Annotated in this window: 25 protein-coding genes and 1 rRNA gene; 18 read left to right on the top strand and 8 right to left on the bottom strand. The window is 71.5% G+C overall.

Annotated elements, in window-relative coordinates; genetic code table 11:
• Positions 1-114: 114 nt before the first annotated feature.
• From ACIF8S_RS12750 to pstB, 7 genes are all read left to right on the top strand, one after another.
• Complete coding sequence (locus ACIF8S_RS12750; RefSeq protein ID WP_399999061.1) at positions 115-2481, top strand: RNA degradosome polyphosphate kinase; 2367 nt, start codon at positions 115-117, stop codon at positions 2479-2481.
• Entirely contained in the window at positions 2462-3634 is a 1173-nt protein-coding gene (locus tag ACIF8S_RS12745; protein ID WP_399999060.1) for a CHAD domain-containing protein, read from the top strand. The genes ACIF8S_RS12750 and ACIF8S_RS12745 overlap by 20 nt, the downstream gene beginning before the upstream one ends.
• Positions 3635-3664: 30 nt before the next feature.
• The gene (locus ACIF8S_RS12740) at positions 3665-4105 is read left to right on the top strand and encodes an NUDIX hydrolase (protein WP_215214204.1); all 441 of its coding nucleotides are present in this window, start codon (positions 3665-3667) and stop codon (positions 4103-4105) included.
• Positions 4106-4333: 228 nt separating this feature from the next.
• On the top strand, positions 4334-5464 hold the full coding sequence (gene pstS, locus ACIF8S_RS12735; RefSeq protein ID WP_399999059.1) for a phosphate ABC transporter substrate-binding protein PstS: 1131 nt from the start codon (positions 4334-4336) through the stop codon (positions 5462-5464).
• A 130-nt stretch (positions 5465-5594) separates the two neighbouring features.
• Positions 5595-6599: a phosphate ABC transporter permease subunit PstC gene (gene pstC / locus ACIF8S_RS12730; RefSeq protein WP_399999058.1), complete on the top strand. Its 1005-nt coding sequence runs from the start codon at positions 5595-5597 to the stop codon at positions 6597-6599.
• Positions 6596-7654, top strand: coding sequence for a phosphate ABC transporter permease PstA (gene pstA / locus ACIF8S_RS12725; protein WP_349799128.1), 1059 nt, complete (start codon positions 6596-6598; stop codon positions 7652-7654). The genes pstC and pstA overlap by 4 nt, the downstream gene beginning before the upstream one ends.
• 49 nt (positions 7655-7703) lie before the next feature.
• The gene (pstB, locus tag ACIF8S_RS12720) at positions 7704-8480 is read left to right on the top strand and encodes a phosphate ABC transporter ATP-binding protein PstB (protein ID WP_024884043.1); all 777 of its coding nucleotides are present in this window, start codon (positions 7704-7706) and stop codon (positions 8478-8480) included.
• Positions 8481-8597: 117 nt separating this feature from the next.
• Here the strand turns inward: pstB and ACIF8S_RS12715 are convergent, their stop codons facing one another.
• The gene (locus ACIF8S_RS12715; RefSeq protein WP_399999056.1) at positions 8598-9596 is read right to left on the bottom strand and encodes an anion permease; all 999 of its coding nucleotides are present in this window, start codon (positions 9594-9596) and stop codon (positions 8598-8600) included.
• A 7-nt stretch (positions 9597-9603) separates the two neighbouring features.
• On the bottom strand, positions 9604-10224 hold the full coding sequence (locus tag ACIF8S_RS12710) for a DUF47 domain-containing protein (RefSeq protein ID WP_024884041.1): 621 nt from the start codon (positions 10222-10224) through the stop codon (positions 9604-9606).
• Positions 10225-10461: 237 nt separating this feature from the next.
• On the opposite strand from ACIF8S_RS12710, the gene ACIF8S_RS12705 reads away from it, so the two are divergent.
• Positions 10462-10872: a metal-sensitive transcriptional regulator gene (locus ACIF8S_RS12705; RefSeq protein WP_399999055.1), complete on the top strand. Its 411-nt coding sequence runs from the start codon at positions 10462-10464 to the stop codon at positions 10870-10872.
• 24 nt (positions 10873-10896) lie between these two features.
• Here the strand turns inward: ACIF8S_RS12705 and ACIF8S_RS12700 are convergent, their stop codons facing one another.
• Together ACIF8S_RS12700 and ACIF8S_RS12695 are read right to left on the bottom strand one after the other, a co-directional pair.
• Entirely contained in the window at positions 10897-11082 is a 186-nt protein-coding gene (locus ACIF8S_RS12700; protein ID WP_024884039.1) for a hypothetical protein, read from the bottom strand.
• 116 nt (positions 11083-11198) lie between these two features.
• Positions 11199-12041, bottom strand: a complete 843-nt coding sequence (locus ACIF8S_RS12695) for a hypothetical protein (RefSeq protein ID WP_399999052.1) — start codon at positions 12039-12041, stop codon at positions 11199-11201.
• Positions 12042-12147: 106 nt separating this feature from the next.
• Between ACIF8S_RS12695 and ACIF8S_RS12690 the strand changes: the two genes are divergently transcribed.
• Together ACIF8S_RS12690 and ACIF8S_RS12685 are read left to right on the top strand one after the other, a co-directional pair.
• The gene (locus ACIF8S_RS12690; protein ID WP_186568127.1) at positions 12148-12309 is read left to right on the top strand and encodes a hypothetical protein; all 162 of its coding nucleotides are present in this window, start codon (positions 12148-12150) and stop codon (positions 12307-12309) included.
• A 142-nt stretch (positions 12310-12451) separates the two neighbouring features.
• Positions 12452-14014: an FAD-binding oxidoreductase gene (locus ACIF8S_RS12685; protein ID WP_399999051.1), complete on the top strand. Its 1563-nt coding sequence runs from the start codon at positions 12452-12454 to the stop codon at positions 14012-14014.
• Between the two features lie 81 nt (positions 14015-14095).
• Here the strand turns inward: ACIF8S_RS12685 and ACIF8S_RS12680 are convergent, their stop codons facing one another.
• Together ACIF8S_RS12680 and ACIF8S_RS12675 are read right to left on the bottom strand one after the other, a co-directional pair.
• The gene (locus ACIF8S_RS12680; RefSeq protein WP_399999049.1) at positions 14096-14803 is read right to left on the bottom strand and encodes a phosphatase PAP2 family protein; all 708 of its coding nucleotides are present in this window, start codon (positions 14801-14803) and stop codon (positions 14096-14098) included.
• A 210-nt stretch (positions 14804-15013) separates the two neighbouring features.
• A complete protein-coding gene (locus ACIF8S_RS12675; protein WP_349799142.1) occupies positions 15014-16024 on the bottom strand; it encodes an NlpC/P60 family protein in 1011 nt (336 codons plus the stop codon).
• A 350-nt stretch (positions 16025-16374) separates the two neighbouring features.
• Here ACIF8S_RS12675 and ACIF8S_RS12670 point away from each other — a divergent pair, with 350 nt between their 5' ends.
• The 6 genes from ACIF8S_RS12670 to ACIF8S_RS12645 all read left to right on the top strand — a co-directional run bounded on the left by ACIF8S_RS12670 (position 16375) and on the right by ACIF8S_RS12645 (position 23500).
• A complete protein-coding gene (locus ACIF8S_RS12670; protein ID WP_055417641.1) occupies positions 16375-16683 on the top strand; it encodes a hypothetical protein in 309 nt (102 codons plus the stop codon).
• A 199-nt stretch (positions 16684-16882) separates the two neighbouring features.
• Positions 16883-17689: a hypothetical protein gene (locus tag ACIF8S_RS12665; protein WP_399999048.1), complete on the top strand. Its 807-nt coding sequence runs from the start codon at positions 16883-16885 to the stop codon at positions 17687-17689.
• Positions 17679-19004 carry a hypothetical protein gene (locus ACIF8S_RS12660; protein ID WP_399999046.1) on the top strand — a complete coding sequence of 442 codons (1326 nt, stop codon included), beginning with the start codon at positions 17679-17681 and terminating at the stop codon, positions 19002-19004. Before ACIF8S_RS12665 ends, ACIF8S_RS12660 begins: the two co-directional genes overlap by 11 nt.
• Positions 19001-20560 (top strand): SCO6880 family protein, encoded by a 1560-nt coding sequence (locus ACIF8S_RS12655; protein WP_399999045.1) that lies wholly within the window; start codon positions 19001-19003, stop codon positions 20558-20560. The genes ACIF8S_RS12660 and ACIF8S_RS12655 overlap by 4 nt, the downstream gene beginning before the upstream one ends.
• Positions 20561-20574: 14 nt before the next feature.
• Positions 20575-21984, top strand: coding sequence for an ATP-binding protein (locus ACIF8S_RS12650; RefSeq protein WP_349799149.1), 1410 nt, complete (start codon positions 20575-20577; stop codon positions 21982-21984).
• 10 nt (positions 21985-21994) lie between these two features.
• Positions 21995-23500 (top strand): type VI secretion protein, encoded by a 1506-nt coding sequence (locus tag ACIF8S_RS12645; protein ID WP_399999043.1) that lies wholly within the window; start codon positions 21995-21997, stop codon positions 23498-23500.
• On the opposite strand, the gene ACIF8S_RS12640 is transcribed toward ACIF8S_RS12645, so the two are convergent.
• Positions 23489-24046 (bottom strand): GNAT family N-acetyltransferase, encoded by a 558-nt coding sequence (locus tag ACIF8S_RS12640; protein WP_399999042.1) that lies wholly within the window; start codon positions 24044-24046, stop codon positions 23489-23491. The genes ACIF8S_RS12645 and ACIF8S_RS12640 overlap by 12 nt on opposite strands.
• A 93-nt stretch (positions 24047-24139) precedes the next feature.
• Between ACIF8S_RS12640 and ACIF8S_RS12635 the strand changes: the two genes are divergently transcribed.
• Together ACIF8S_RS12635 and ACIF8S_RS12630 are read left to right on the top strand one after the other, a co-directional pair.
• The gene (locus tag ACIF8S_RS12635) at positions 24140-25447 is read left to right on the top strand and encodes a sensor histidine kinase (RefSeq protein WP_399999040.1); all 1308 of its coding nucleotides are present in this window, start codon (positions 24140-24142) and stop codon (positions 25445-25447) included.
• Positions 25444-26115 (top strand): response regulator, encoded by a 672-nt coding sequence (locus ACIF8S_RS12630; protein ID WP_399999038.1) that lies wholly within the window; start codon positions 25444-25446, stop codon positions 26113-26115. The genes ACIF8S_RS12635 and ACIF8S_RS12630 overlap by 4 nt, the downstream gene beginning before the upstream one ends.
• A 50-nt stretch (positions 26116-26165) precedes the next feature.
• On the opposite strand, the gene rrf is transcribed toward ACIF8S_RS12630, so the two are convergent.
• A 5S ribosomal RNA gene (gene rrf / locus ACIF8S_RS12625) occupies positions 26166-26252 on the bottom strand; the annotation flags it as partial.

Here is a 26252-nt window from a genome sequence, read left to right as displayed (position 1 = left end):
GCAGACGGGGTGCCGTCAAGTTCAAGGGCGGGGCACCCCGTGGGCCACCGCCCGCTGCCCTGGACGTCATGTCGCCGTAACCACGGATTCAGACGGCGCTGCGACGCTCGGTGAATGCATCCCGCCGCGCCCCAGCCCTCACCCCGCCGGGTGAACGGGAGGAACGGGAACGCCTCAGGGCCACCACCCCTCCCACCCGCGTTCTCCGACGCGCCCGTGACGCCCTTCGCGCGGAAGAATGGGGCCATGAGCCAGCCCAACACCCAGGCACAGGTACAGCACTCGCAGCCCTCCGTGGGCTCCATCGCCGCGCACCGGCCGCACACCGTGGCCGGGGTGGTCTCCGACCTGGAACCCGACATCGACGCCGACCTGGACGGCTACGAGGAGGCGCACACCGACGGTGCCGCCCCGCTGCCGCAGGGCCGTTTCCTCGACCGCGAGCGCAGTTGGCTGGCGTTCAACGAGCGCGTGCTCGAACTGGCCGAGGACCCCGAGACCCCGCTGCTGGAGCGGGCGAACTTCCTCGCGATCTTCGCCAGCAACCTGGACGAGTTCTTCATGGTCCGGGTGGCCGGACTCAAGCGCCGCATAGCCACCGGCGTCGCCACCCGCTCCGCCTCCGGCCTCCAGCCGCGCGAGGTGCTGGAGATGATCTGGGCCCGTTCCCGCGAGCTGATGGCCCGGCACGCAGCCTGCTACCACGAGGACGTCGCCCCCGCACTCGCGGAGGAGGGCATCCACCTGGTCCGCTGGAACGAGCTCACGGAGAAGGAGCAGGCCCGCCTGTTCACCCTGTTCCGGCACCAGATCTTCCCCGTGCTGACCCCCCTGGCGGTCGACCCGGCGCACCCCTTCCCCTACATCTCGGGCCTGTCGCTGAACCTGGCCGTCGTGGTGCGCAACCCGGTCACCGGGCACCGGCACTTCGCCCGGGTGAAGGTGCCGCCACTGCTGTCCCGCTTCCTGGAGTCCTCCCCCGGCCGCTACGTCCCCATCGAGGACGTCATCGCCGCCCACCTGGAGGAGCTGTTCCCGGGCATGGAGGTGCTGGAACACCACGCCTTCCGGCTCACCCGCAACGAGGACCTGGAGGTCGAGGAGGACGACGCGGAGAACCTGCTCCAGGCGCTGGAGAAGGAGCTCATGCGGCGCCGCTTCGGCCCGCCGGTGCGCCTGGAGGTCGAGGAGTCCGTCGACCGGGAGGTCCTGGACCTGCTGGTGCGGGAGCTGAAGATCGGCGAGGCCGAGGTGTACCCGCTGCCCGGCCCGCTCGACCTCACCGGCCTGTTCCGCATCCACAGCCTGGACCGGCCGGAGCTGAAGTACCCGAAGTTCGTCGCGGGCACCCACCGTGACCTGGCCGAGGTGGAGTCGGCGTCCGCGCCGGACATCTTCGCCGCGCTGCGCAGCCGGGACGTGCTGCTGCACCACCCGTACGACTCCTTCTCGACGTCGGTGCAGGCGTTCCTGGAGCAGGCGGCGGCCGACCCGGACGTGCTGGCCATCAAGCAGACCCTGTACCGGACCTCCGGCGACTCCCCGATAGTCGACGCGCTCATCGACGCCGCCGAGTCCGGCAAGCAGGTCCTGGTGCTGGTCGAGATCAAGGCCCGCTTCGACGAGCACGCCAACATCAAGTGGGCGCGCAAGCTGGAGGAGGCGGGCTGCCACGTCGTCTACGGCCTGGTCGGCCTGAAGACCCACTGCAAGCTGTCGCTGGTGGTCCGTCAGGAGGGCGAGACGCTCCGCCGGTACAGCCATGTCGGCACCGGCAACTACCACCCGAAGACGGCCCGGCTCTACGAGGACCTCGGCGTGCTCACCGCCGACCCGCAGGTCGGCGCGGACCTCTCCGACCTGTTCAACCGGCTCTCCGGCTACTCCCGCCGCGAGACCTACCGCCGGCTGCTGGTCGCCCCCAAGTCGCTGCGCGACGGCCTGATCTCGCGGATCGACAAGGAGGCCCAGCACCACCGTGCCGGGCGGCCCGCCTACGTCCGCATCAAGGTCAACTCGATGGTCGACGAGGCCGTCATCGACGCCTGCTACCGGGCGTCCCAGGCGGGCGTCCCGGTCGACATCTGGGTGCGCGGCATCTGCGCGATCCGGCCGGGGGTGCCGGGCCTGTCGGAGAACGTGCGGGTGCGGTCCGTGCTCGGCCGCTTCCTGGAGCACTCCCGGGTGTTCGCCTTCGGCAACGGCGGTGAGCCGGAGGTGTGGCTCGGCAGCGCCGACATGATGCACCGCAACCTCGACCGCAGGATCGAGGCGCTGGTGCGGGTCACCGACCCGGCGCATCGGGCTTCGCTGAACCGGCTGCTGGAGACGGGGATGTCGGACACCACGTCGTCCTGGCACCTCGGTGCGGACGGCGAGTGGACCCGGCACTCGACCGACGCGGACGGCCAGCCGCTGCGCAACATCCAGGAGATGCTCATAGACGCCCGGAGGCGCCGGCGTGGCACAGCAGCACCATGATCCGACGGCCGGTCCGGTACCGGCGGACGTCCTGTCCCGCCACCTGCGGGACCGGGCGACCGAGTTCCTCCGAGCGCTGCGTCTGCACCGGGAGTCCGGTGCGGGCGCGGCGTCGGAGGACTCCGCCGAGGCGGCCCGCGCGCTGCGGCGGGCGGCCCGCCGCATCAGCGCCGGGCTGTACACCTTCCAGCCGGTGCTGGACCCCGCCTGGTCGCAGGCGCTGGGGCCCGAACTGGCGTGGGTGTCCGGCACGCTGTCCCTGGAGGACGCCTGCGCGTCCCGCCTGAACCAGCTGCTCCTCGCCCTCCACCGCCTCTCGGGCACCCCGCACACCCCACCCGACATCCCCCGCCCCGCCGCACCGGCGACCGGCGCCCCCCGCGCGACCGGGACGCGGGCCGCCGCGGCCCGGCGCTCCCGCGCCGTGACCAGCACCGTCCCGGCCCCGGACGACCGTCACGCCGCCGAGCCGCGCGCACAGGAGAGCGCCCTCCGCGCCCCCCGCCCCTCCCCCGGCCGGGGTCACCTCACCGTCGGGGCGGCCAAGGCCGGGGCGCTGCTGGAACGGCAGCTCACGCTGGCCCGGACGCGGGCGCACTCCACCGTGCTGCAGGCGCTCGGGTCGTCCCGGTTCCACGCCCTCGCCGACCAGGTGGCCGTGCTCGCCAGCGAGGTACCGCTGGCCCCGGCGGCCGACGGCGCCGACCTGCGCCCGCTGGCGGACGCCGCGCACGAGCGGCTCGCCGACGCCGTCGCCGCCTTGCCCCTGCTCACCGCGGGCAGCCCGTACAACGCCGAGGCGCTGGTCCACGGCCTGTCCCCGGACCTCGCGCCGCATCCGCAGGACGCCCCCTGGCACCAGGTCCGCCTGCTGCTGCGCCTGCACCGCTACGCCCGCGAGGTCCTGCACGACGGGTCCGGCGACGGCCCCGGCGCCGGACCCCGGCTGCTCGCGGCGAGCGAGGCGCTCGACCGGCACCGCGACGCCGCCGAGGCCGCGGCGGCCGCCGCACAGGCAGCCCGTACCCCGCGGATCGCGCCGGCCACCGCGTACGCCCTGGGCGTGCTCCACGCCGACCAGCGGCACGAGGTGGAGGCGGCGCGGTACGCGTTCCAGCGGGCCTGGCAGAAGCCGGCCGCGGACTCGCCGTAAGGCCACCGTCACGACGTGAAGGAGGCACCCGTGCGCACACCCCGCCCCGCCCGGAACGGCACCCTCGTCGTCCAGGCCGCCGGCTGTGTCCTGTGGCGCCCCTCCCCCGTCACCGGCGAGCTGGAGCTGTGCCTGGTGCACCGCCCCAAGTACGACGACTGGTCCTGGCCCAAGGGCAAGCTGAAGCGCGGCGAGGACCCGCTGGCCGGCGCGCTGCGCGAGGTCGCCGAGGAGACCGGCCACACCGCCGCGCCGTCCGCCGAGCTGCCCGGCACCCGCTACCTCGCGCAGGGCCGCCCGAAGCGGGTCCGCTACTGGGCGGCCGAGGCCGTGTCCGGGACCTTCGTCCCGAGCGACGAGGTCGACCGGATCCTCTGGCTCCCCCCGGACGCCGCCCGCCGCCGTCTCACCTCACCGATGGACGCCGGCCTGGTGGACGCCCTGCTCGCCGTCCTCCGCCCGGCCCGCTGACCGCGAAGCACACCCGTCCGGCCCCGCGCGCCGCGACCTCACCGCACCGTCCTCAGGGGTTCACCCCTCGTTCATGTACGGCCATCGGCCGCTTCACCTCTTCTGCCTAATTTCGGCCTTACGCGGTGCGGTTCGCCCGTACACGAACGCTTTGACAGAAGAGGCGACCGCCTCCCCACACTTCGCACGCCGCCGCATTCAGGACGGCGGCCACTGGAAGGAACACAAGTGAAGCTTCAGCGCATGAACCGGCGGGCCCTCGCTCTCGGTGCTCTCGCCGTCTCCGGCGCCCTGGCGCTCACGGCGTGCGGCTCCGACGACACCGGCACCAACGGCGGCGGCACCGACGCCTCGGCGACCGCGCAGGCCGGCACCGTCGACTGCGGTGACGCCAAGGGCCAGCTCCAGGCCTCCGGCTCCTCCGCCCAGAAGAACGCGATCGACGCCTGGGTGCGGCAGTACACCGCCGCCTGCAAGGACGTGCAGATCAACTACAACCCGACCGGTTCGGGCGCCGGCATCACCGCGTTCACGCAGGGCCAGACCGCGTTCGCCGGCTCGGACTCCGCGCTGAAGCCCGAAGAGGTCGAGGCGTCGAAGAAGATCTGCGCCGACGGCCAGGGCATCGACCTGCCGATGGTCGGCGGCCCGATCGCAGTCGGCTTCAACGTCCCCGGCGTCGACACCCTCGCCCTGGACGCCCCCACCCTCGCGAAGATCTTCGACAACAAGATCACCAAGTGGGACGACCCGGCGATCGCCAAGCTCAACGCGGACGCCGACCTTCCCGACCTGAAGATCCAGGCCTTCCACCGCTCCGACGAGTCCGGCACCACGGACAACTTCACCAAGTACCTGAAGGCCGCCGCGCCCAAGGACTGGAAGTACGAGCCGGCCAAGTCCTGGGCGGCCGAGGGCGGCCAGTCCGCGCAGGGCTCCTCCGGCGTGGCCCAGCAGGTGAAGCAGACCTCGGGTGCGATCTCGTACTTCGAGCTGTCCTACGCCGCCGACGGCATCAAGACCGTCGACATCAAGACGGAGGCCGCCGAGCCGGTCAAGGCGACCATCGAGAACGCCACCGCCGCCATCGGCGCCGCCAAGGTGGTCGGCACCGGCAAGGACCTCGCCCTGAAGCTCGACTACACCCCGACCGCCGAGAACGCCTACCCGATCGTCCTGGTGACGTACGAGATCGTCTGCGACACCGGCAACAAGGCCGAGACGCTGCCCGCCACCAAGTCCTTCCTGGGCTACATGGCCTCCGAGCAGGGTCAGGGCCAGCTCGCCGACGCCGGCTACGCCCCGATGCCGACGGAGATCATCACCAAGGTCCGCGAGACCGTCGCCGGCCTCAGCTGACCCGAGTGTGCGGCCCGCGCCCCACCGGGCCGGGCCGCACCGTCCGGTGCACCGCCAACAGGAGCCCCCGGCCCCCGGGCGGCTCCGACCGAGCCGCCCGACCCGGTGGCTCCGCAGACCGGAGAACCCGATGGACACCACCACGCAGAAACCCGCCGCGCCGCCGGCACCCGGACCGGCCGCGCCCCCCGACACCCGAGCCGCGCGCGGCGTCACACGCCCCGGCGACCGGATCTTCCTCGGGCTGTCCCGGGGGTCCGGCATCCTCGTCCTGGTCCTGATGGCCGCCATCGCGGCCTTCCTGACCTACCGCGCCTCGCTCGCGATCGCCGCGGACGAGGCCAACTTCTTCACCACCTTCGAGTGGAACCCCAGCGGCTCCCCGCCGGAGTTCGGCATCGCGGTCCTGGCCTTCGGCACGGTCGTGTCGTCGGTGATCGCCATGGTCGTCGCGGTGCCGATCGCCGTCGCCATCGCCCTCTTCATCACCCACTACGCCCCGCGCCGCCTCGCCGGCCCCGTCGCGTACGTGATCGACCTGCTCGCCGCCGTCCCGTCCATCGTCTACGGCCTGTGGGGCGCCCTCGTCCTCGTGCCGCACCTGGACGGCCTCTACGGCTGGCTCGACGACCACCTGGGCTGGACCGGGATCCTCGACTGGAACGACGGCGCCCCGCGCTCGCTGTTCACGGTCGGCATCCTGCTGGCGGTGATGATCCTGCCGATCATCACCAACGTCAGCCGTGAGGTCTTCCGCCAGGTCCCGCGGACGCACGAGGAGGCCGCCCTGGCCCTCGGCGCCACGCGCTGGGAGGTCGTCCGCATGTCGGTGCTGCCGTTCGGCCGCTCCGGCGTCATCTCCGCCTCGATGCTGGGCCTCGGCCGCGCGCTCGGCGAGACGATGGCCGTCGCCATGGTGCTCTCCCCGAGCTTCACCATCGACGCCAGCCTGCTCGACCCGGGCGGCGGCACCTTCGCACAGAACATCGCCAGCAAGTTCAACGAGGCCACCGAGACGGGCCGGGACGCGCTGATCGCCTCCGGTCTGGTGCTGTTCGTCATCACCCTGCTGGTCAACGGCGCGGCCCGGCTGATCATCGCCCGCCGCAAGGAGTACTCGGGGGCCAACGCATGAGCCACGCTCTCCACGACACCCGCCCGTCCGGTTCGCTGCGCGGGGCCACCCTGCCGAAGTGGTTCCCCTGGGCGGTCGCCGCCGCCTCCACCGCCCTCGGGCTCGGCGTCAGCACCGCGGCCGGGCTGCACAGCGACATCCAGTGGGCGCTGATCGCGGCGCTGCTGTTCGTCGCCGGCTCGTACGCCGTCTCCGCCAAGGTCGAGGGGCGCCGGCAGGCCCGGGACCGCACCGCGACCAGCCTGGTCTGGGTCGCCTTCCTGCTCGCCGTCATCCCGCTCGCGTCGCTGACCTGGGAGACCGTCAAGCGGGGCGTCAAGGTCTTCGACGGCTACTTCCTCACCCACTCCATGGGCGTGGTCGCCGACACCGAGCCCGGCGGCGGCATCTACCACGCCCTGCTGGGCACGCTGGAGCAGGTCGGGCTCGCCACCCTGATCTCGGTGCCGGTCGGCGTGCTCACCGCGATCTACCTCGTCGAGTACGGCCGCGGCCGGCTCGCCCAGGCCGTGACCTTCTTCGTCGACGTCATGACGGGCATCCCGTCCATCGTCGCGGGCCTGTTCGTCCTCAGCCTGTGGATCCTCATCCTCGACATGGGCTACTCGGGCTTCGCCGGCTCGATGGCGCTGGCCATCCTGATGATCCCGGTGGTCGTGCGGTCCACGGAGGAGATGCTCAAGCTCGTCCCGAACGAGCTGCGCGAGGCGTCCCTCGCCCTCGGCGTCCCGAAGTGGCGCACCATCCTCAAGGTCGTCCTGCCGACGTCCGTCGGCGGCATCACCACCGGCGTGATGCTCGCGATCGCCCGCATCACCGGTGAGACCGCACCCGTGCTGCTGCTGGTCTGGGGCACGAACTTCATCAACGCCAACCCGTTCCAGGACCCCCAGGCCTCGCTGCCGATGTACATCTACCTGCAGTACACCAACGGCTCCGAGGCGGCGTACGACCGTGCCTGGGCGGCGGCCCTGACGCTCATCGCGTTCATCATGATCCTCAATTTGGTGGCCCGCGGCATCGCCCGCTGGAAGGCCCCGCAGACCGGTCGCTGACCGGCCCCCACACACAGTCGTCGGCGACCCGAAAGAAGCAGTGATACCCATGGCCAAGCGCATCGACGTCAGCGGCCTCAACGCCTACTACGGATCCTTCCTGGCCATCGAGGACATCTCGATGACCGTCGAGCCCCGCTCCGTGACCGCCTTCATCGGCCCCTCCGGCTGCGGCAAGTCGACCTTCCTGCGCACCCTCAACCGCATGCACGAGGTGACCCCCGGCGGCCGGGTCGACGGCAAGGTCATGCTCGACGACGAGAACCTCTACGGCCCGGGCATCGACCCGGTCGCGGTGCGGCGCGAGGTCGGCATGGTCTTCCAGCGCCCGAACCCCTTCCCCACCATGTCGGTCTACGACAACGTGGCGGCGGGCCTGCGCCTCAACGGCACGTACAAGAAGTCCCAGCTGGACGACATCGTCGAGCGGTCGCTCAGGGGCGCCAACCTGTGGAACGAGGTCAAGGACCGGCTGAACAAGCCCGGTTCGGGCCTCTCCGGCGGCCAGCAGCAGCGCCTGTGCATCGCGCGGGCCATCGCGGTCGAGCCGAACGTGCTGCTGATGGACGAGCCCTGCTCCGCCCTGGACCCGATCTCCACCCTCGCCATCGAGGACCTGATCGGCGAGCTGAAGGAGCGCTTCACGATCGTCATCGTGACGCACAACATGCAGCAGGCGGCGCGCGTCTCGGACCGCACGGCGTTCTTCAACCTGGCGGCGGTCGGCAAGCCCGGCAAGCTCATAGAGATCGACGACACCGACCGGATCTTCTCCAACCCGTCGGTCCAGGCCACCGAGGACTACATCTCCGGCCGCTTCGGCTGACCCGATGCCCCTCGCGGCGCTGCATGGCGGTGCCGCCGCGAGGCAGGAAGGGCCCGCCCCCGACTCAACGGGGGGCGGGCCCTTCCATGTGCGGTCGCTGTCACACGGGGACGGCGGCTACAGCGCGATCAGATACACCAGTCCGTAGCAGGCCGCGGCCACCAGCGCGGCGGCCGGCATGGTGATGAACCAGCCGAGGACGATGTTCTTGGCGACGCCCCAGCGCACGGCGTTGACCCGCTTCGTCGCCCCCACACCCATGATCGCGGAGGTGATCACGTGGGTGGTGGAGATCGGCGCGTGGAAGATGAACGCGGAGCCGAACATGATCGAGGCGCCGGTGGTCTCGGCGGCGAAGCCCTGCGGCGGGTCCAGCTCGATGATCTTCCGGCCCAGGGTGCGCATGATGCGCCAGCCGCCCGCGTAGGTGCCGAGGGAGAGCATGAGCGCACAGGCGATCTTCACCCACACCGGGATCGCGTCGCCGTACTCCTCGACGTCGGCGATGACCAGCGCCATCACCACGATGCCCATCGTCTTCTGCGCGTCCTGCAGGCCGTGGCCGAGGGCCATGCCCGCCGCGGACACCGTCTGGGCGATGCGGAAGCCCCGCTTGGCCTTGTGCGGGTTGGCCCGCCGGAACATCCACATGATCGCGGTCATCACCAGGTAACCGACGACGAGGCCGATCACCGGGGACACGAACATCGGGATGACGATCTTGTCGACCACCCCGTGCCAGTAGACCGTCGTCCCGCCGGCCAGCGCGGCGCCCACCATCCCGCCGAACAGGGCGTGGGACGACGAGGACGGCAGACCGAAGTACCAGGTGATCAGGTTCCAGGTGATGGCGCCCACCAGCGCGGCGAAGAGGATCCCCATCCCCTTCGACCCCTCGGGCGTCTCGATCAGCCCCTCACTGACGGTCTTGGCGACCCCGGAGCCCAGGAAGGCGCCGGCCAGGTTCATCACGGCCGCCATCGCGAGCGCCGCGCGGGGCGTCAGCGCGCGGGTGGAGACGGACGTGGCGATCGCGTTCGCGGAGTCGTGGAAACCGTTGGTGTACGTGAAGAAGAGCGCGACCCCGATGGTCACGACCAGAGCGAAGGTGTCCATGAAGAGCTCAGGACTCCTTGACGGCGATGGTCTCCACCGTGTTCGCCACGTGCTCGAAGGCGTCGGCCGCCTCCTCCAGTACGTCCACGATCTGCTTGAGCTTCAGCACCTCGATCGCGTCGTACTTGCCGTTGAACAGGTGCGCCAGCAGCTTGCGGTGGATCTGGTCGGCCTGGTTCTCCAGGCGGTTGACCTCGATCCAGTACTCGGTGAGGTTGTCCATGGTCCGCAGGTGCGGCATGGCCTCGGCGGTGAGCTCCGCGGCCCGCGCCAGCACCTCGATCTGCTGCTCGACGCCTTTGGGCAGTTCCTCGACGTTGTAGAGGACGACCAGGTCGACGGCCTCCTCCATGAAGTCCATGATGTCGTCGAGGGAGGACGCCAGGTTGTAGATGTCCTCGCGGTCGAACGGCGTGATGAACGAGGAGTTCAGCTGGTGGAAGATCGCGTGCGTGGCGTCGTCACCGGCGTGTTCGGCGGCCCGCATACGCTCTGCGATCTCTGCTCGGGCGGAGGTGTCCGCCCCGAGGAGTTCCATCAGGAGCTTGGAGCCCGTGACGATGTTGTCCGCGGACGCGGCGAACATGTCGTAGAAGCTCGTCTCCCTGGGGGTCAGACGAAAGCGCACGTGGGGTCCTCGGTATGCGTCGGTTTCGGTCAGGCTGATGCTAGGCGCATCATCCGGCCACCTGTAACGGCCGCCCCCCAGTGTCGCCCATCGTGCAGAGTGATGAGTACGGGGGCGGCCCGTGCGCTGTCCCCGCCGGTGCCCGCGGTCCGGACCTGCGGGCCCCGGACCGGCGAAGTTCGGTACCATATACCCACCAGGGGTATATAACGCCCATCAGGACGCCAGGAGGACGCGATGACCACCACCGGGACCGGCGCCCCCGCGCCCTCCTCGCCGGACACGCCGGACACCGTGGAGACGGGCACCGGGGACGCGACGGGTGTGACGGACGTAACGGACATCGTGACCGATCACGACCGCGGGATCCACGGCTACCACCACCAGAAGCAGGAGCACCTCAAGCGGCTGCGCCGGATCGAGGGCCAGATCCGCGGACTGCAGCGGATGGTCGACGAGGACGTCTACTGCATCGACATACTCACCCAGGTGTCCGCCTCCACGAAGGCGCTGCAGTCGTTCGCGCTGCAACTGCTGGAGGAGCACCTGCGCCACTGTGTCGCGGACGCGGCCGTCAAGGGCGGCGACGAGATCGACGCGAAGGTCAAGGAAGCGACGCAGGCCATCGCCCGCATGCTGCGGACCTGACCGCCGGCCCCGGTGGCCGCGGCCTCAGTGCCCGGCGGACTCCGCCCGGGCCTCGGCCACCCGCAGCACCTCGTCGATGCTCTCCGGACTGAGCCGGTCCTCGGCGTTGGAAGCGGCGATGATCAGCTCCCCGCAGAGCTCGATCTCGGCGAGCGCCACGTGATCCTGAACCGGAACCGTCCCACTCCCGAGCGGAGCCACGCGCCTCACCTCACTCTGTCGTCACCGACTTCCTAGAGTAGGGAGCGCCCTACGGACCGCGCATGGCACGGAAGGGCTAGTTCGGCCCGGCCACTCAGGACCCCGGCCCCCCGGCCCGCGCGCCGTCACTCCTCCGCGATCCGCCCGGCGTAGATGTCCTCGTCCTCGGGAAGCCGCACGTCGGCGGGGGCGCCGAAGTCGTAGAGCAGCGTGGTGGAGGCGACCGCGACGGGCTCCTGCCGCTCCCCGTTCACAAAGCTGAACCGGTGCCGGATCTTGCGGATCCGCCCCTCGTCGTCGAGGTACACGTCGAACGGCACCCGCGCCGTGGCGAACCCTTTCGCCGCCGCGCCCAGCGGCCCCCGGTTGACCTCCGACGCCCCCCGCGAGGCGGCCTCCAGATCGGCGGTGCCCCGGTAGTGCCGCACCCGCGCCCCCGCGACCTCGGTCCGGCCGACGAACGTCGCCGACCGCGTTCCGCGCAGCACCTCGGCGGCGGCGAACGGATCGGTAGCCCCGCCGGTGACGAGATTGCCGTCGGACAGCGTCGCGGTGTCCACCCGCACCCACTTGTCGGCGGGCACCCCGGCCCCCCGGTTCTTCATGTACAGCGCCCCGGGCGCGAGCAGCTCGGTGATGGGTCGGCGGTCGGCGGCGCCCGCGGGGTCCTGGGGGAGCAGCACCTTCAGCCGCCCCAGCCGCCTGCGGTAGTCGTAGACCCCCTCGCCCCGGATGGTCACCCGGGTGCCGCCGGTGGCCATCTCCAGCGAGGTGCGGGTCTGCGAGCTGCCGGCGTCCACCAGCGCGTCGGCGGCCGAGCGCAGCACCCGGACCGGGTCGCCGGCCGGAGGCCCCTGCGTCACGGCGTCGCTGCGCGCACACCCGGCCGACCCGAGCCCGACACAGCAGACGACCCCGACCACGGCCGTCATGCCGTGCGTCCGCCGGTCCTGTCGTCGTCGAGCCATCCCTGCCTACCCCCGCTCCGTCCGACACGGGCCGCCTGTCGTTCCCGTTAACGACGGGTCGGTGGCCCCCGTCACGCGGCCCCGCCCGGGCGCTACGGTGGGCCGCGTGCCGCACCAGGACGACGCGCCGGCTCCCCGGCCGCACACCACGACCACCACCGAGCAGGGGCCCTTCTGCACGGCCCGCTGCACCTGCGGCTGGCGCGGCCCGGCCAGAAGAGCCAGGAGCCAGGCCCGCAAGGACGCCGAAAACCACACGGGGGAGTGACGCGCCCCCGGCCGGGTGCCGACAATGGCCCCCGCACGACCACGGGAGACGGACGGGACGGCGGCGGACGCGCACCGCGGCGGCAGCCGGGCCGCCCGGACCCGGACAGGCCGCCCCCCACCCGACGTCCGGAAGGCCGACCGTGAACCGCCGCACCTTCTTCGCGGGCACCGCCGCAGCGCTCACCACCGCGGCCGCCTCCTCCGCGTGCACCTCCTCGAAGCCCGGACCCGCCCCGGCCACCCCCACGCACGCCCCGCCGCCCTCTCCCGCCCCCTCCAGGACCCCACGCCCCGCGACGCCCGCCGACTGGACCGCCCTGGCCGGGCACCTCGACGGCCGGCTGGTGCGCCCCGGCGACGCCGACTGGGAGACGGCCCGCCGCCTCTACAACACGCGCTTCGACTCGCTCAGGCCCACCGCCGTCGCCTACGTGCGGCACGCCGACGACATCCGCACCGCCCTCACCCACGCCCGCGAGCACGCCGTCCCGCTCGCGGTGCGAAGCGGCGGCCACTCCTACGCGGGCTGGTCCTCCGGCGACGGACGCCTGATCGTCGACGTGTCCGGCCTCGACGCCGTCCGTGTCGACGGCGACACGGCCGTCGTCGGCGCCGGCGCCAAGCTCATCGACGTCTACCGCACGCTCGCCGCCCGGGGCCTCACCGTCCCCGGCGGCTCGTGCCCCACCGTCGGCATCTCCGGCCTCACCCTCGGCGGCGGCCACGGCGTGACCTCCCGCGCCTACGGCCTGACCTGCGACAGCCTCACCGAGGTCACCCTGGTCACCGCCGACGGCAGCCGGCTCACCGCCTCCGACTCCGAGAACCAGGACCTCTTCTGGGCGCTGCGCGGCGCGGGCAACGCCCAGTTCGGCGTCGTCACCGAGTTCCGCTTCCGCACCCACCCCGCCCCGCGGAGCGTCACCGGACACCTCACCTGGCCGTGGGATCGGGCGGCCGCCGTGGTCGCCGCCTGGCAGGAGTGGGGCCCCGGCCAGCCCGACGAGATCTGGTCCGCGCTCCACCTGGACAACACCGGCGGCGGACCCGGCGTCTCCGTCACCGTCTTCTCCCTCGGCACCTACGGCGAGCTGCAGAACGCCGTCGACCGGCTCGCCGACCACGTCGGCGCCTCCGCGAGCGGCGTCTCGCTGCGCCGGCGCTCGTACCAGGAGTCCATGGAGCTGTACGCCGGGTGCTCCTCCTTCGCCGACGACGACCGGTGCCGGCTGCCGGGCGCGACACCCGGCCGCAGCCCCGAGGGCGCCCTGGGACGCGAGACCTACGCGGCCCGCTCCGACTTCTTCGACCGCCCGCTCGACGCGGCGGGCGTCGACACCCTGCTGACCCGGATCCGGGAGGCCCGCGGCGGCTCGGCGAGCATCGCGCTCACGGCCCTCGGCGGGGCGGTCGACCGGGTCGCGCCCACCGCGACGGCGTTCGTGCACCGCGGCTCCCGGGTGCTCGCCCAGTACCTCGCCTCGTGGGGACCCGGCGCCCCCGGCACCGCGATCCGCTCCTGGCTGACGGACACTCACCGGGCCATGCGCCCCCACGCGTCCGGCGCCGCCTACCAGAACTACGCCGACCCGGACCTCACCGACTGGCGCCGCGCCTACTACGGCGACGCCGCCCCGCGCCTGACCCGGCTGAAGCGGCGCCTCGACCCGGACCGCGTCTTCACCTTCCCGCAGGCCTTCTGAAGCCGGCCTCCGGACCGACGAAAGGGCCGCGACAGCCACCCCGGGAGGAGCGGCGGTCGCGGGCCCTTTCCCGCACCCTCGTCAGGCGGCCAGGTCCCGCTCCTCGGGACCGGCGCCCGACGCCCTGCCCCTGCTGCGCTCGGCCACCCGCCGGCGCTGGCCCTGCGGCCGGGCCGAGACCAGCCACCCGGCCTTCGGCGACTGCTCGACGGCCCGCATCAGCGGCGTCAGCAGCGCCATGGCGAGCGGGGAGAGCAGCAGCGCGACCGCCGTACCGAGCGCGAGTCCGCCGACCACGTCCGTCGGGTAGTGCACGCCCATGTAGACACGGATGAAGCCGCCGATCAGGCCCAGCACCAGGGCGACCAGTCCGAACTTCCGGTTGGCCAGGAACAGCGCCACCGCCAGCGCCATGCAGAGCGTCGCGTGGTCGCTGACGAAGGAGTAGTCGTCCTTGCCGTCGACCAGCACCTCGAGACCCTCGTGGTCGTTGAACGGTCTCGGCCGCTCCACGAACCCCCGGATCGGCACGTTCACCAGGACCGCGACGCCCGCCGCGAGCGGAGCCCACACCAGGGCGGCCACGGACGACGCCGCGTCAGGTCCACCCTGCTTGCGCACACCCCACCAGCACCAGAGCACCATCGCGACGAGGCCGAACAGCACCCCGTACTCCCCGATGAACTCCATGACGTGGTCGAGCCACGGCGGGGCGGCCTTCGCCAGGCCATTGATGTCGTAGAGCAGGTCGACGTCGGGGTTCGACCCGGAATCGGCGAGTCCAGCCATGGTGCTGCGGCCCCTTCGTCATGTCGTCCGGCACGCCGGACGCGCGCCGTGCTGCCACCCCCGTGGTCTGTAGATCCGCTCGTCCGCTCGGCTACGAGAACAGGAACGCACGGTCCCCGCTGATACGTTCCACACTCCACCGAAAGATCACGCAGACGTTATCGAAGAGAGATGCGTCTTTGCAGCTCAGGGGGGAGTTTGTCGCTCCGCTCACACGGTCGTGGGGAGCGCTTTCGCGCCATCTTCGGTGACCCGGGTGGCACCAAAGTAGTCAGGAGTGTCGATCGGGTCGAATCGGATCACGGCTCCGGACCGTGGCGCGTCGATCATGTACCCGCCGCCGACATAGATGCCCACATGCCGGATCGCCCGGGAATTGGTGAGGTCGTCCGAGAAGAACACCAGATCACCCGGCAGCAGTTCGTCCCGGGCCGGGTGCGGTCCCGCGTTGTACTGGTCGTTCGCCACGCGCGGCAGCGTGATGCCCACACTCTCGTACGCGGCCTTGGTCAGACCCGAGCAGTCGAAGCGTCCGCCCTGGTCAGGGGTGCCGTTGCCGCCCCAGAGATAAGGGGTGCCGAGCTTCTTCTGCGCGAACGCGATGGCCCCTGCCGCCTGCCGCGACGGATCCACCCGCCCCACCGGCGCGGCGAAGCTCTTCTCCAACTCCTGGATGCGCTGGACGTAGTTCTGCGTCTCCTTGTACGGCGGCACGCCCCCGTACTTGATGACCGCGTACGCCCCCGCGTTGTACGAGGCGAGCATGTTTTCGGTCAGATCCCCGCCGACGTCCTCCACGTACGACGCCAGCGTGCAGTCGTAGGTCGCCGCGGACGGGATCGCGTCCGCCGGGTCCCACACGTCTCGGTCCCCGTCCCCGTCGCCGTCGATGCCGTGGACGGCCCAGGTGCCGGGGATGAACTGAGCGATGCCCTGCGCCGCCGCGTGGCTCTGCGCCCTGGGGTTGAACCCGCTCTCCTGGTACAGCTGGGCGGCGAGCAGCGCCGGGTTGATGGCCGGGCAGAGGTTGCCCCAGGTGGAGACGAGCTGCTGGTAGGCGGCCGGCACACTGCCCTTGGCGAGCGCCTTGGCCGCACCGCCGCCCACCCCGTTCACCAGGTTCCCGGCGACGACGTACACCCCGACGACGAGCAGCATCACGAAGGCGAGCGCGGAGCCGACGGCAAGAGTCGCACCGACCCACACCTTACGCACCGTCAACCACCCCTCACCGTCCGGCAGTCCACCGCCGCCGACAGTGTAGAGGCGGGAAGCCCGCTGCGGGGTGATCAGATACGACGACATGCTCGGTCCGCGCCACCGGGGACGAGCCGCGCTTCATTGCCCGGCGTTACGCAGCGTGATACACAGAGTGACGATACGACTCTTCACCCGTCGGAGCGCGCCCCTCCCGGAGTCCGGCGCGCGCCGGTGGCAAGCTATTCCTACGAAACCCGCCAACAGATGACGTCAAGTCGACATACGACAGCGGCATCGTCGGCGACAATGAGGCCTGACCTCTGCACCCCCGCAGAGGATGCGGAACTACCCATACAGGGGCGGTGACTTACATGCTCTTTGCGGCCGACGAGGGAGACATCAACACCATTATCGGCGGGATCGCTCCGGATTGGGGCCCCTTCGGCAGCCTGGGCAACGAGGCCAAGATCATGATCGAGGTGGTCATGGCGGTCGCCATCCTCCTCTGCCTGGGCATCGCCATCTGGGGGGCGGCCAAACAGCGCATCGGCGCCACCGCGTTGAGGGACACGTTCTCCGCCGAACAGGGCAAGGGCCTGATCATCGCGGGCCTCACGGGCGTCTTCATCATTGGATCGCTCGGCACCCTGTTCACCATCGTGTACGGCATGGCCGTCTAACCCCGCACCATCGGTCCCGACCGGGCACGCCCGGCTCCCCTCCACCCCACCCGCCCGTCGTGCCCACCGGCTGAGGTTGCGTTTCCCTGATGTCCAGTCACCACACCACGCCCGAGCGGCAGCCGGTACGGCTACCGTCGTACGTGGAGTACACGGAGTACGAGGTGTTTCCGCACGACGCTGAGGGGGCGTACGCGGTATGAGTCTCGGAGACGACACGGGCCGGACCCGCACCCGCCTGCCGGAGGGGAGCGGCGACCCGTACGGTGGCGCGCGCAGAAGCGGCCGTTCGTCGTCGCGCAGCCTGGTGACGGTCGTCGGCGTGGTGGTCCTCCTCATCGCCGCCATCGCCTTCGCGAACCGCGGAGGCGGCGATTCCGACGCGGAGGAGGGCGGGGGCGGCGACTCTCCCAAGGCGGCGGCGACGGCACCGTCGGGCGAGAAGCCCGTCTCGGCGGCGGAGGCCGGTGTCCCGGCCGGCTTTCCCCACACCCGCCAGGGCGCGGAAAGCGCGGCGGCGAACTATGCGGTGACTCTCGTCTCCGCCGACATTCTCAAGCCGGACCGGCGCGCCGAGATCGTCCGGCAGGTCTTCGTGACCGACAAGCAGGCCTCCCTGCAGAACCGGTTCGACAAGGCGTACACCAAGGAGTTCCTCAGCAGCATCGGTCTGGACGAGAACGGCAACGCGGCGCCGGGCGAAACGTACGTGTCCCGCACCATGCCGATCGGCACCAAGGTGACGAGCTACGCGGACACGGCCGCCGCCGTCGACGTGTGGTGCTCTGGCGTGTTCGGCACGGCAGGGGAGAAGACGACCAACCCCGTGACCAGCGACTGGTTCACCATCACGCTGCAGCTGCGCTGGGCCGACGGCGACTGGAAGGTCGACAGTTTCGCGCAGAAGGACGGTCCCGCGCCCGTCCCCGGGGACGACAAGGCGTCCACCGCCGAGGAGATGGCCACGGCCGTCCAGGAGTACGGAGGCTTCACCTATGCCCGGTAGCCCGCGCCGCGTACTCAGGCTGGCCACGGTCGTCGCGACCGCGCAGGCCGCAGTCCTCATGCTGGCCGCCCGTGCCACGGCGGCACCCACGCCCTCGCCCACACCGTCGGACGACAACTGCGACCTGATCGTCGGCCCCGCCAAGGACTACTGCGAGCGCGGCGAGAGTGGGCGGAGGAGCGGAACCTCCGGGACGCTCAGTGACCCCACCTCCGCCCTGGACCCCCTCGCCTCCCTCGCCCATGGCTGCGCCGACGCCGCGTCCTGGACGGTCAAACAGCTCAGCGCCGCCGTGGAGGACACCGCGAAGGTGGACTTCACCAACGACACCTTCCTCCAGCAGTACGCCGTCGTCTTCGCCGCGTCGACGATCCTCACGCTCCTCCTCTGGCTGCTGGCGGTGGCCAAGCGGGCAGTCCGCGGCGTGCCGCTCGCCACCGCCCTCTCCGAGGCGATCGGCTTCCTCTGGCTGACCGTCCTCGCCTCCGCCTTCACCCCACTGATCCTCTACACCGTCGTCTCCGCGACCGACGGCGTCACCGACGTACTCGCGAAGGCGACCGGCGACCAGACGGACACGTTCTTCGGGACGTTCTCCGCCGCCCTGGAGAAGGGCAACGACATCGGCGGCGGCCCGATCATGCTGATCGTCGTCTCCCTCGTCTCCATCCTCGCCGCCGGCATCCTCTGGCTGGAGCTGGTCATCCGCGCCGCCCTGCTCTACGTCGGCGCACTCCTCGGCACCGTCGTCTACGCGGGCCTGGTCGACAAGAACCTGTGGGGCCACGTCCGCCGCTGGGCGGGCATCATGATCGCCGTGATCATGGTGAAGCCGGTCATCGTCATCGTGCTCGGCCTGGCCGGCGCGCTCTCCGCCGACGACGGCCCCGACGCCTTCTCCGCCGTGGTCTCCGGCCTCGCGATCATCCTGCTCGCGATCTTCGCCTCGGCGATGATCTACCGCTTCGTCCCCGGCTTCGGCGACGAGATCGCCGGCTCCCGCAGCAACCGCATCATGCAGGGCGCCGAGGGCAAGGCAGCCGCCGTGATCAGCTCCCCGGCCACCCTGGTCGCGCAGGGCATCAAGACCCACAGCACCCGCGCCGACCACCAGGGCGGGGGCGGCCAGTCCGCCACGCCCCGCCCGTCCAACCCCGCGTCCGGGGGAGTCGCCGCGCACAGCTCCCGCCCGTCCGGCGGCGGCGGATCGGGTTCCTCCGCCGCTCCCCCGCCCCGCTCGGGCAACCCGGTGAACACCCCCCACGCCGGCACACGCAACAACAGTTCCAACCGCACGGGAGGTGAAGGGCGTTGACGACCGATTCCCATGTGTCCCCCGCGATCGCGCCCCGCCGTACGTATCTGATCGGCCGCGCCCGGCCGAACGCGATCGTCGGCCGCAATCGCGAGACAGGTGAGATCGCGCTCATCGTCGTCGGCGCGTTCCTCGGCATGATGTGCGGGCTCCTCGTCCCCGTCCTGTCCGTCAGGATCGTGCTGCTCGCCGGGCTGCCCATGCTCGCCCTGGCAGCCGTGTACGTGCCGTACAAGCACCGCACGTTCTACAAGTGGTTCGAGATCAACCGCAGTTACAAGCGCACCCTGCGCCGGGGCGCCACCTACCGCTCCGGTGTCGTCGAGGCCGGCACCCGGCTCGACGGACGCGAGGTGGAGGTCGGCGCGCCGCCGGGCATCGGCCGGATCACGTGGCTCGCCGCGCCGTTCGGCCCCGACGAGATCGCCGTGCTGCTGCACGCGGACCGCAAGACCGTCACCGCCGCCATCGAGATCGAGGGCCCCGGCGTCGGCCTGCGCGACTCCGAGGACCAGGAGGCCCTCGTCGACCGCTTCGGCACGCTGCTCAAGCACGTGGCGAACGGCGACGGCTTCGTCACCCGCATCCAGATGCTCGCCCGCACCCTGCCCGCCGACCCCGACGCGCACGCCAAGGACGTCTCCGTCCGCGGCGACGAGAAGGCCCCGGCGTGGCTGCAGCAGTCGTACGACCAGCTGCAGTCGATGGTGTCGACCAGCAGCGAGCAGCACCGCGCGTACCTCGTGGCCTGCATGCACTACACCCGCGACCTGGCCGCCGAGGCCAACACCATGGCCCGCGCCATGCGCAGCCAGGGCGGCGGCCGGGTGGACCGGGACGCCGGGCTCGCCGTCGTCATGGCCCGTGAGCTGACCGACATCTGCTCCCGGCTCCAGGAGGCCGACATCCGCGTACGCCAGCCGCTCGGCCAGAGCAGGCTGTCCTCGCTGATCCACTCCATGTACGACCCGGACCACCCGATCGACCACATCCAGGCGATGTCGCAGCGCAACGCCTGGCCGGCCGAGCTCGACGCCACCGAGCCGACCTACCTCCAGGCCAAGACCCGCGAGTCCGTCACCCGCGCCCCCTGGTGCCACGCCACGGCCTGGGTGAAGGAGTGGCCGATGACCCCGGTCGGCGTGAACTTCCTCGCGCCGCTGCTCGTCCACACCCCCGACGTGATCCGCACGGTCGCCGTCACGATGGACCTCGAACCCACCGAGATCGCCATCGAGCGCATGCTGACCGAGAAGACCAACGACGAGGCGGAGGCGTCCCGCGCCGCCAAGATGAACCGCACCGTCGACCCGCGCGACGTCGCCGCGCACAGCCGTCTCGACCAGCGCGGCGAGGACCTCGCCAGCGGCGCCGCGGGCGTCAACCTGGTCGGCTACATCACCGTCTCCTCCCGCTCACCCGAGGCCCTGGCCCGCGACAAGCGGACGATACGGGCGTCGGCCGGAAAGTCGTACCTGAAGCTGGAGTGGTGCGACCGCGAGCACCACCGCGCGTTCGTGAACACTCTCCCGTTCGCCACCGGCATTCGTAGGTAGGGGCTGAGCTGAAGATGCGGGATCCGCTGTCCGTCGTCACCGACGCCTTCACGTCCTTCCTGTTCGGGAAGGTCGAGACCACACGGCTGCCGGTGCGTACGTCCACGGGCCAGGCGCAGGCGGTGTACCTGCCGACCGCCGCGCCCGGCCTCGGCGACTCCGGCGTCATCATCGGCCGCGAGGTCTACTCCGGGAAGGGCTACATCTACGACCCCTTCCAGCTCTACGGCCAGCAGCTCCCGGCGCCGCACTGGCTGGTCCTCGGCGAGTCCGGCAACGGCAAGTCGGCCCTGGAGAAGACGTACGTGCTGCGCCAGCTGCGCTTCCGCGACCGCCAGGTGGTGGTCCTGGACGCGCAGGGCGAGGACGGCGCCGGCGAGTGGAACCTCATCGCCCAGGAGCTGGGCATAACCCCCATCCGCCTGGACCCGACGGCCGCGCTCGACCAGGGCATCCGCCTCAACCCGCTCGACCCGGCGATCACCACCACGGGCCAGCTGGCGCTGCTGCGCACCATCATCGAGGTCGCCATGGGGCACGGCCTGGACGAGCGTTCCGGCTTCGCCCTGAAGGTCGCGCACGCCTACGTCAACGAGACCATCGTGGAGCGCCAGCCCGTCCTGTCCGACATCGTCGACCAGCTCCGCCACCCCGAACCGGAGTCGGCGGAGGCGATGAACGTCGCCATAGACGACGTCCGGGCGTGGGGCCTGGACGTCGCCCTGGTCCTGGACCGCCTGGTCGACGGTGACCTGCGCGGCATGTTCGACGGCCCGACGACCGTGGGCATCGACCTGGACGCCCCGCTCATCGTCTTCGACCTGTCCCACATCGACCGCAACTCCATCGCCATGCCGATCCTCATGGCGATCGTCGGCGTGTGGCTGGAGCACACCTGGATCCGCCCCGACCGGAAGAAGCGCATCTTCCTGGTCGAGGAGGCCTGGCACATCATCAACAGCCCCTTCGTGGCGCAGCTGTTCCAGCGGCTGCTGAAGTTCGGCCGGCGCCTCGGCCTGTCCTTCGTCGCGGTCGTCCACCACCTGTCCGACGTGGTGGACGGAGCGGCGGCGAAGGAGGCCGCGGCGATCCTGAAGATGGCCTCGACCCGGACCGTCTACGCCCAGAAGGCGGACGAGGCGCGGGCGACGGGCCGGGTGCTGGGCCTGCCCCGGTGGGCCGTGGAGATCATTCCCTCGCTCACCCCCGGCATCGCGGTCTGGGACGTCAACGGCAACGTCCAGGTGGTCAAACACCTGGTCACGGAGACCGAACGCCCGCTGGTCTTCACCGACCGCGCGATGACCGAGTCGTCCGCCGACCTCGCCGACGACGCCCTGCGCGCCGCCGAGTTGGAGGCGGAGGAGCGGGCGGCGGCCTTCGTGGAACAGCACGTCGGGGACTCCGAGTCGACGGTGGCGTAGGAGGGGACGCGTGAGACCGGACGAGCACCGCGGGCGCACCGGCGGCCAGGGCGGCATCCCCGACGGGCTTCTGGTCGGCGTGCTCGCGTTCCTCCTCGGCATGACCGCGATGGTGTGGACGGCCACCGGCCTCTCCGGCCTCTTCGCCCACGGCCGCTGGCCGTCCGGCCTGTCCTTCACCCGCACACCCCTGGCCATGCGCCACCTGATCGCCGACCCGCACGACATCCCCGGTGCCTGGCCGGACGCCCCGCCCGGGGACCTCTCCGGCTACGGCCTGTTCTGGGGCCTGCTCATCGGCCAGCTGATGATCCTGGTGGTCCTCACCGTCTTCGTCCTCGGCACCGTGGCCCGCTGGCGCGCCGTACGCGCCCGACGCCGCGCGGAACCGGCCACGGCGGCACCGCCCCCGACGCCCGCACCGGAACCGGAACCGGTGCACGAGGTCCCCGCCCCGAGGACCCCCAGGACCACCCCGCCCGCACCGCGGCACCCCACCGCCGCCGCACCGGCAGACCCCACTCCCACGGCACCGGCACCGGCGCCTGAGGAGCCCCGTCCCGGCTGGGAGTCCGCCCCTACGGAGAGCGGCGGCCCCGGCCTGCGGCACGGCCCACCGGCCACCCGCCACGCCACAGCCGCCCAGGCCGTACGCGACGCCGAAGGGCCCGTCCTCGTCGTCACGTCCAACCCCACACTCTGGTACGACACCAAGGACGCCCGGGCGAAGCTCGGCCCCGCCCACCTCTACGACCCGACGCACCTGTGCGACACCCCGGCCCGCCTGCACTGGTCCCCCGTCGCCGGCTGCGAGGACAAGGACACCGCGACCGCCCGCGCCGCCGCGCTCCTCACACCCGTCCGCCCCACCTCACGGCTCGACCAGGCCGTCAGCGACACCGCGGAGCTCCTGCTCCGCAGCTACCTGCACGCCGCCGCCGTCGACGGCCGCACCGTCCGCCACGTCCACCGCTGGGCGCAGGGCCTCCAGGTGCAGGACGCCGTACGGGTGCTGCGCACCAGCCCCAAGGCGGCCTCCGGCTCCGCGGGCGAACTCGAGGCGGCGCTCACCGCCCACCCCGAACGCCGCGACATGGCCCAGCAACTGACCGCCCGTGTGCTGGCCGCCCTCTCCACGGTCAACGTCCGCGAGGCCTGCACGCCCCACCGAAGTGATGCCCTCTCCTTGGATTCCTTCATCCACGAAGGGGGAACGCTCTACGTCGTGGGCGAATCCATCGAGGATCCGCGCACCGGACCGGGCGCCATGCCTCTGCTCACGGCGCTCGCCTCGCACGTGGTCGAGCACGGCCGGCGCATGGCCGAACGGTCATCCTCCGGTCGGCTCGACCCACCACTCACCCTCGTCCTCGACGACGTGGCGGCCGTGGCCCCGCTTCCCCAGCTGCCCGACCTGCTCGCCACCGGCGCCGACCGGGGCATGCCCACCCTGGCCCTGGTCCGCTCCCCCGAGCAGGTCCGCGCCCGCTGGCCGCACGCCGAACTACCCGTCTGACTCCGGCCGTTCCACCGCCAGCTCCAGTTCCGGGCCGTCCGGGGCACCCCCCAGCGTCATGGTCACCCCGGTCTCGACGAAACCCGCCTTGCGGTAGGCCCGCAGCGCCCGCGCGTTGTCCGCGTGCACGAGGAGCCGCACCCGCTCGGCGCCCTGCGCCCACGCCCACTCGAGACCGGCGTCGAAGAGCACCTCGGTGAGCCCGATGCCCCGGTGCCCGGGCCGCACGAACACGCCGATCAGATGCCCCTGGAGCCGCTCGACGGGCGCACCGGCCCAGTCCGTGGTCCCCGGCTTCTCGATCAGCACGGTCACCGTCCCGACCCACTCGCCGTCGGGCCCCTCGGCGATGATCTGCTGCGCCCCGGTCGCCCCTTCCGCGCTCCGCTCTGCCCGCTCCCGCCAGAAGGAGTCGGGCTGCGCCACGGCGGACTCGTAGGTGTCCATGAAGGCGATGGGCGCCACCGGGTCCTGGAGGGCGGCAAGCCGCAGGGTCTTGGCCCGGAACCACTCGTCGGCGTGCAGGGAACGGACCTGGTAGCTCATGCCGTCACCGTAGTACCGGGGTACCACGGCCTCATCCGATTTAATACCGCAGGACGGACGCCTCGGCCTCCCTGACCGGGGATCATCGAAGGCATGACCCGGCCCCCCGCGGCGGACCGATCCGCCGCCACCGACCTCGCGACGCGCGAGCAAGAGGCGGCGACGGCTGAGGCGCCGACCACGCCGGAGCCCCTCACCGCCCATGTTCAACGCGTCCGGGACGCCGTACTCGCATGGGACCGGCGCCGCCCGCTCCTGTGGGATCTGACCTTCACCGGCTTCTGGGTGACAGCCGCCCTCATCGACTTCGCCGGTGACGGCTGGCGCAGCGTCACGCACAACCCGGACGCCCCCGGCGCCCTCCTGCTCGTCCTGAGCCTCGGCCTGTCGGTGCCGTTGCTGTGGCGCCGTACGCACCCGGTGGCGGTGCTGCTCGCCATGGCGCCGTTCGCCGTTGTCAACGGCTGGTCCGGGGCGTCGCTCCAGGCGGCCCTGCTCCAGTTGGTCGTCGTCTACCACATCGCCCTGCGTCGGCCCTTGCGCGCTCTGTGGTGGGCGTCGGCTCTGACGCTCGTGCCGGTGGCCATCACCACGGCGCGTTTCGGCGAGGGCGGGTGGAGCCAGCAGATCGGCTCGCACCTGACCTCGATCGGTGTGGCGATCCTGGTCGGCATCACCGTACGGACCCGCCACCACTACACCGAGGCCCTGGAGGACCGCGCCCGCCGTCTCGAGATCGAACGGGACCAGCAGGCCCGCATCGCCGCCGCCGCGGAGCGGACCCGCATCGCCCGCGAGATGCACGACATCATCGGCCACAACCTGTCCGTGATCACCGGCCTCGCCGACGGCGGCAAGTACGCGGCCGGCAAGTCCCCGGAGCGGGCGGCGCAGGCGCTCGACGCCATCGGCACCACCAGCCGCCAGGCCCTCGGCGAGCTCCGCCGTCTCCTGGACGTCCTCCGCGACGAGGACACCGGGCGCCCCGCCGAACGGACCCCCCAGCCCGGCCTGACCGACCTGGACCAGCTCATCGACGGCGTCCGCGGCGCGGGCCTCCCCGTCCACACGCGCGTGGAGGGCCGGGCGACCCTTCCCCCCGGCCGCCAGCTCACTGTGTTCCGGGTCGTCCAGGAGGCCCTCACCAACACCCTCAAGCACGCCGGCCCCGACACGACCTCCGAGATCTCCATCGCCCACGGGGACAGGGGTGCCGTCACCGTGACCATCACCGACACCGGGACGGGCTCACCGCCCCGCACCCCGTCCGACGGCTCCGGCATCCCCGGAATGCGCGAACGAACAGCCCTGTACGGCGGCACACTTGAGGCCGGCCCACGCCCGCACCCCGAGCGGGGCTGGCGCGTCCGTCTGCACCTTCCGGAGGAAACCCCGCAGTGACCACCGTCCTCATCGCCGACGACCAGTCCCTCCAGCGTCTCGGTTTCCGCATGCTGCTGGAGAGCCAGGACGACTTGACCGTCCTGGGCGAAGCCACGAACGGCACCGAAGCGGTCCGTATGACGGCGCGACTGCACCCCGACGTGGTCCTGATGGACATCCGCATGCCGGGCATGGACGGCATCGAGGCCACCCGCCGCATCGTCGCCGCGGGCGACCGCACCCGCGTCCTCATCCTCACGACCTTCGACCTGGACGAGTACGCCCACGCCGGTCTTCGCGCGGGTGCCTCCGGTTTCCTCGTCAAGGACGCCCAGCCCGAGGAACTGCTGTCCGGCATCCGCGCCGTGGCCACCGGGGACGCGGTCGTCGCCCCCAGCCTGACCCGACGCCTCCTGGACGCCTACGCCCAGCACCTCCCGGCCGGCGACACCGAGCAAGAGCCGCCACCCGACGACCCTCGGCTGTCCTCGCTGACCGAGCGGGAGCGGGAGATCCTCACGGTCATCGGCAAAGGATGGACGAACACCGAGATCGCGACCCGCTTCCACCTCGCCGAATCGACGGTGAAGACGCACGTCGGCCGCATCCTCGCCAAGACGGGATCCCGCGACAGAATTCAGGCGGTGATTCTGGCGTACGACGCCAAGCTGGTGGAGCCGGCCTGAAACGCAGAAAGCCCCCGTGCCGAATGGCACGGGGGCTTCCTATAAGAATTGTTCGGCGGCGTCCTACTCTCCCACAGGGTCCCCCCTGCAGTACCATCGGCGCTGTAAGGCTTAGCTTCCGGGTTCGGAATGTAACC

This window comes from Streptomyces sp. NPDC085937 (genome assembly GCF_044540535.1).
GTDB lineage: Bacteria > Actinomycetota > Actinomycetes > Streptomycetales > Streptomycetaceae > Streptomyces.
The sequence above is the reverse complement of the archived record's forward strand: the minus strand, read 5'-3'. Positions and strand labels throughout refer to the sequence as shown.

Excerpts from the sequence above, each read along its gene's own strand:
- ACIF8S_RS12750 (WP_399999061.1), top strand. The coding sequence starts at position 115 with ATGCATCCCGCCGCGCCCCAGCCCTCACCCCGCCGGGTGAACGGGAGG.
- pstC (WP_399999058.1), top strand. The coding sequence starts at position 5,595 with ATGGACACCACCACGCAGAAACCCGCCGCGCCGCCGGCACCCGGACCG.
- pstA (WP_349799128.1), top strand. The coding sequence starts at position 6,596 with ATGAGCCACGCTCTCCACGACACCCGCCCGTCCGGTTCGCTGCGCGGG.
- pstB (WP_024884043.1), top strand. The coding sequence starts at position 7,704 with ATGGCCAAGCGCATCGACGTCAGCGGCCTCAACGCCTACTACGGATCC.
- ACIF8S_RS12715 (WP_399999056.1), bottom strand. The coding sequence starts at position 9,596 with ATGGACACCTTCGCTCTGGTCGTGACCATCGGGGTCGCGCTCTTCTTC.
- ACIF8S_RS12705 (WP_399999055.1), top strand. The coding sequence starts at position 10,462 with ATGACCACCACCGGGACCGGCGCCCCCGCGCCCTCCTCGCCGGACACG.
- ACIF8S_RS12695 (WP_399999052.1), bottom strand. The coding sequence starts at position 12,041 with ATGGCTCGACGACGACAGGACCGGCGGACGCACGGCATGACGGCCGTG.
- ACIF8S_RS12680 (WP_399999049.1), bottom strand. The coding sequence starts at position 14,803 with ATGGCTGGACTCGCCGATTCCGGGTCGAACCCCGACGTCGACCTGCTC.
- ACIF8S_RS12670 (WP_055417641.1), top strand. The coding sequence starts at position 16,375 with ATGCTCTTTGCGGCCGACGAGGGAGACATCAACACCATTATCGGCGGG.
- ACIF8S_RS12665 (WP_399999048.1), top strand. The coding sequence starts at position 16,883 with ATGAGTCTCGGAGACGACACGGGCCGGACCCGCACCCGCCTGCCGGAG.
- ACIF8S_RS12660 (WP_399999046.1), top strand. The coding sequence starts at position 17,679 with ATGCCCGGTAGCCCGCGCCGCGTACTCAGGCTGGCCACGGTCGTCGCG.
- ACIF8S_RS12650 (WP_349799149.1), top strand. The coding sequence starts at position 20,575 with ATGCGGGATCCGCTGTCCGTCGTCACCGACGCCTTCACGTCCTTCCTG.
- ACIF8S_RS12640 (WP_399999042.1), bottom strand. The coding sequence starts at position 24,046 with ATGAGCTACCAGGTCCGTTCCCTGCACGCCGACGAGTGGTTCCGGGCC.
- ACIF8S_RS12635 (WP_399999040.1), top strand. The coding sequence starts at position 24,140 with ATGACCCGGCCCCCCGCGGCGGACCGATCCGCCGCCACCGACCTCGCG.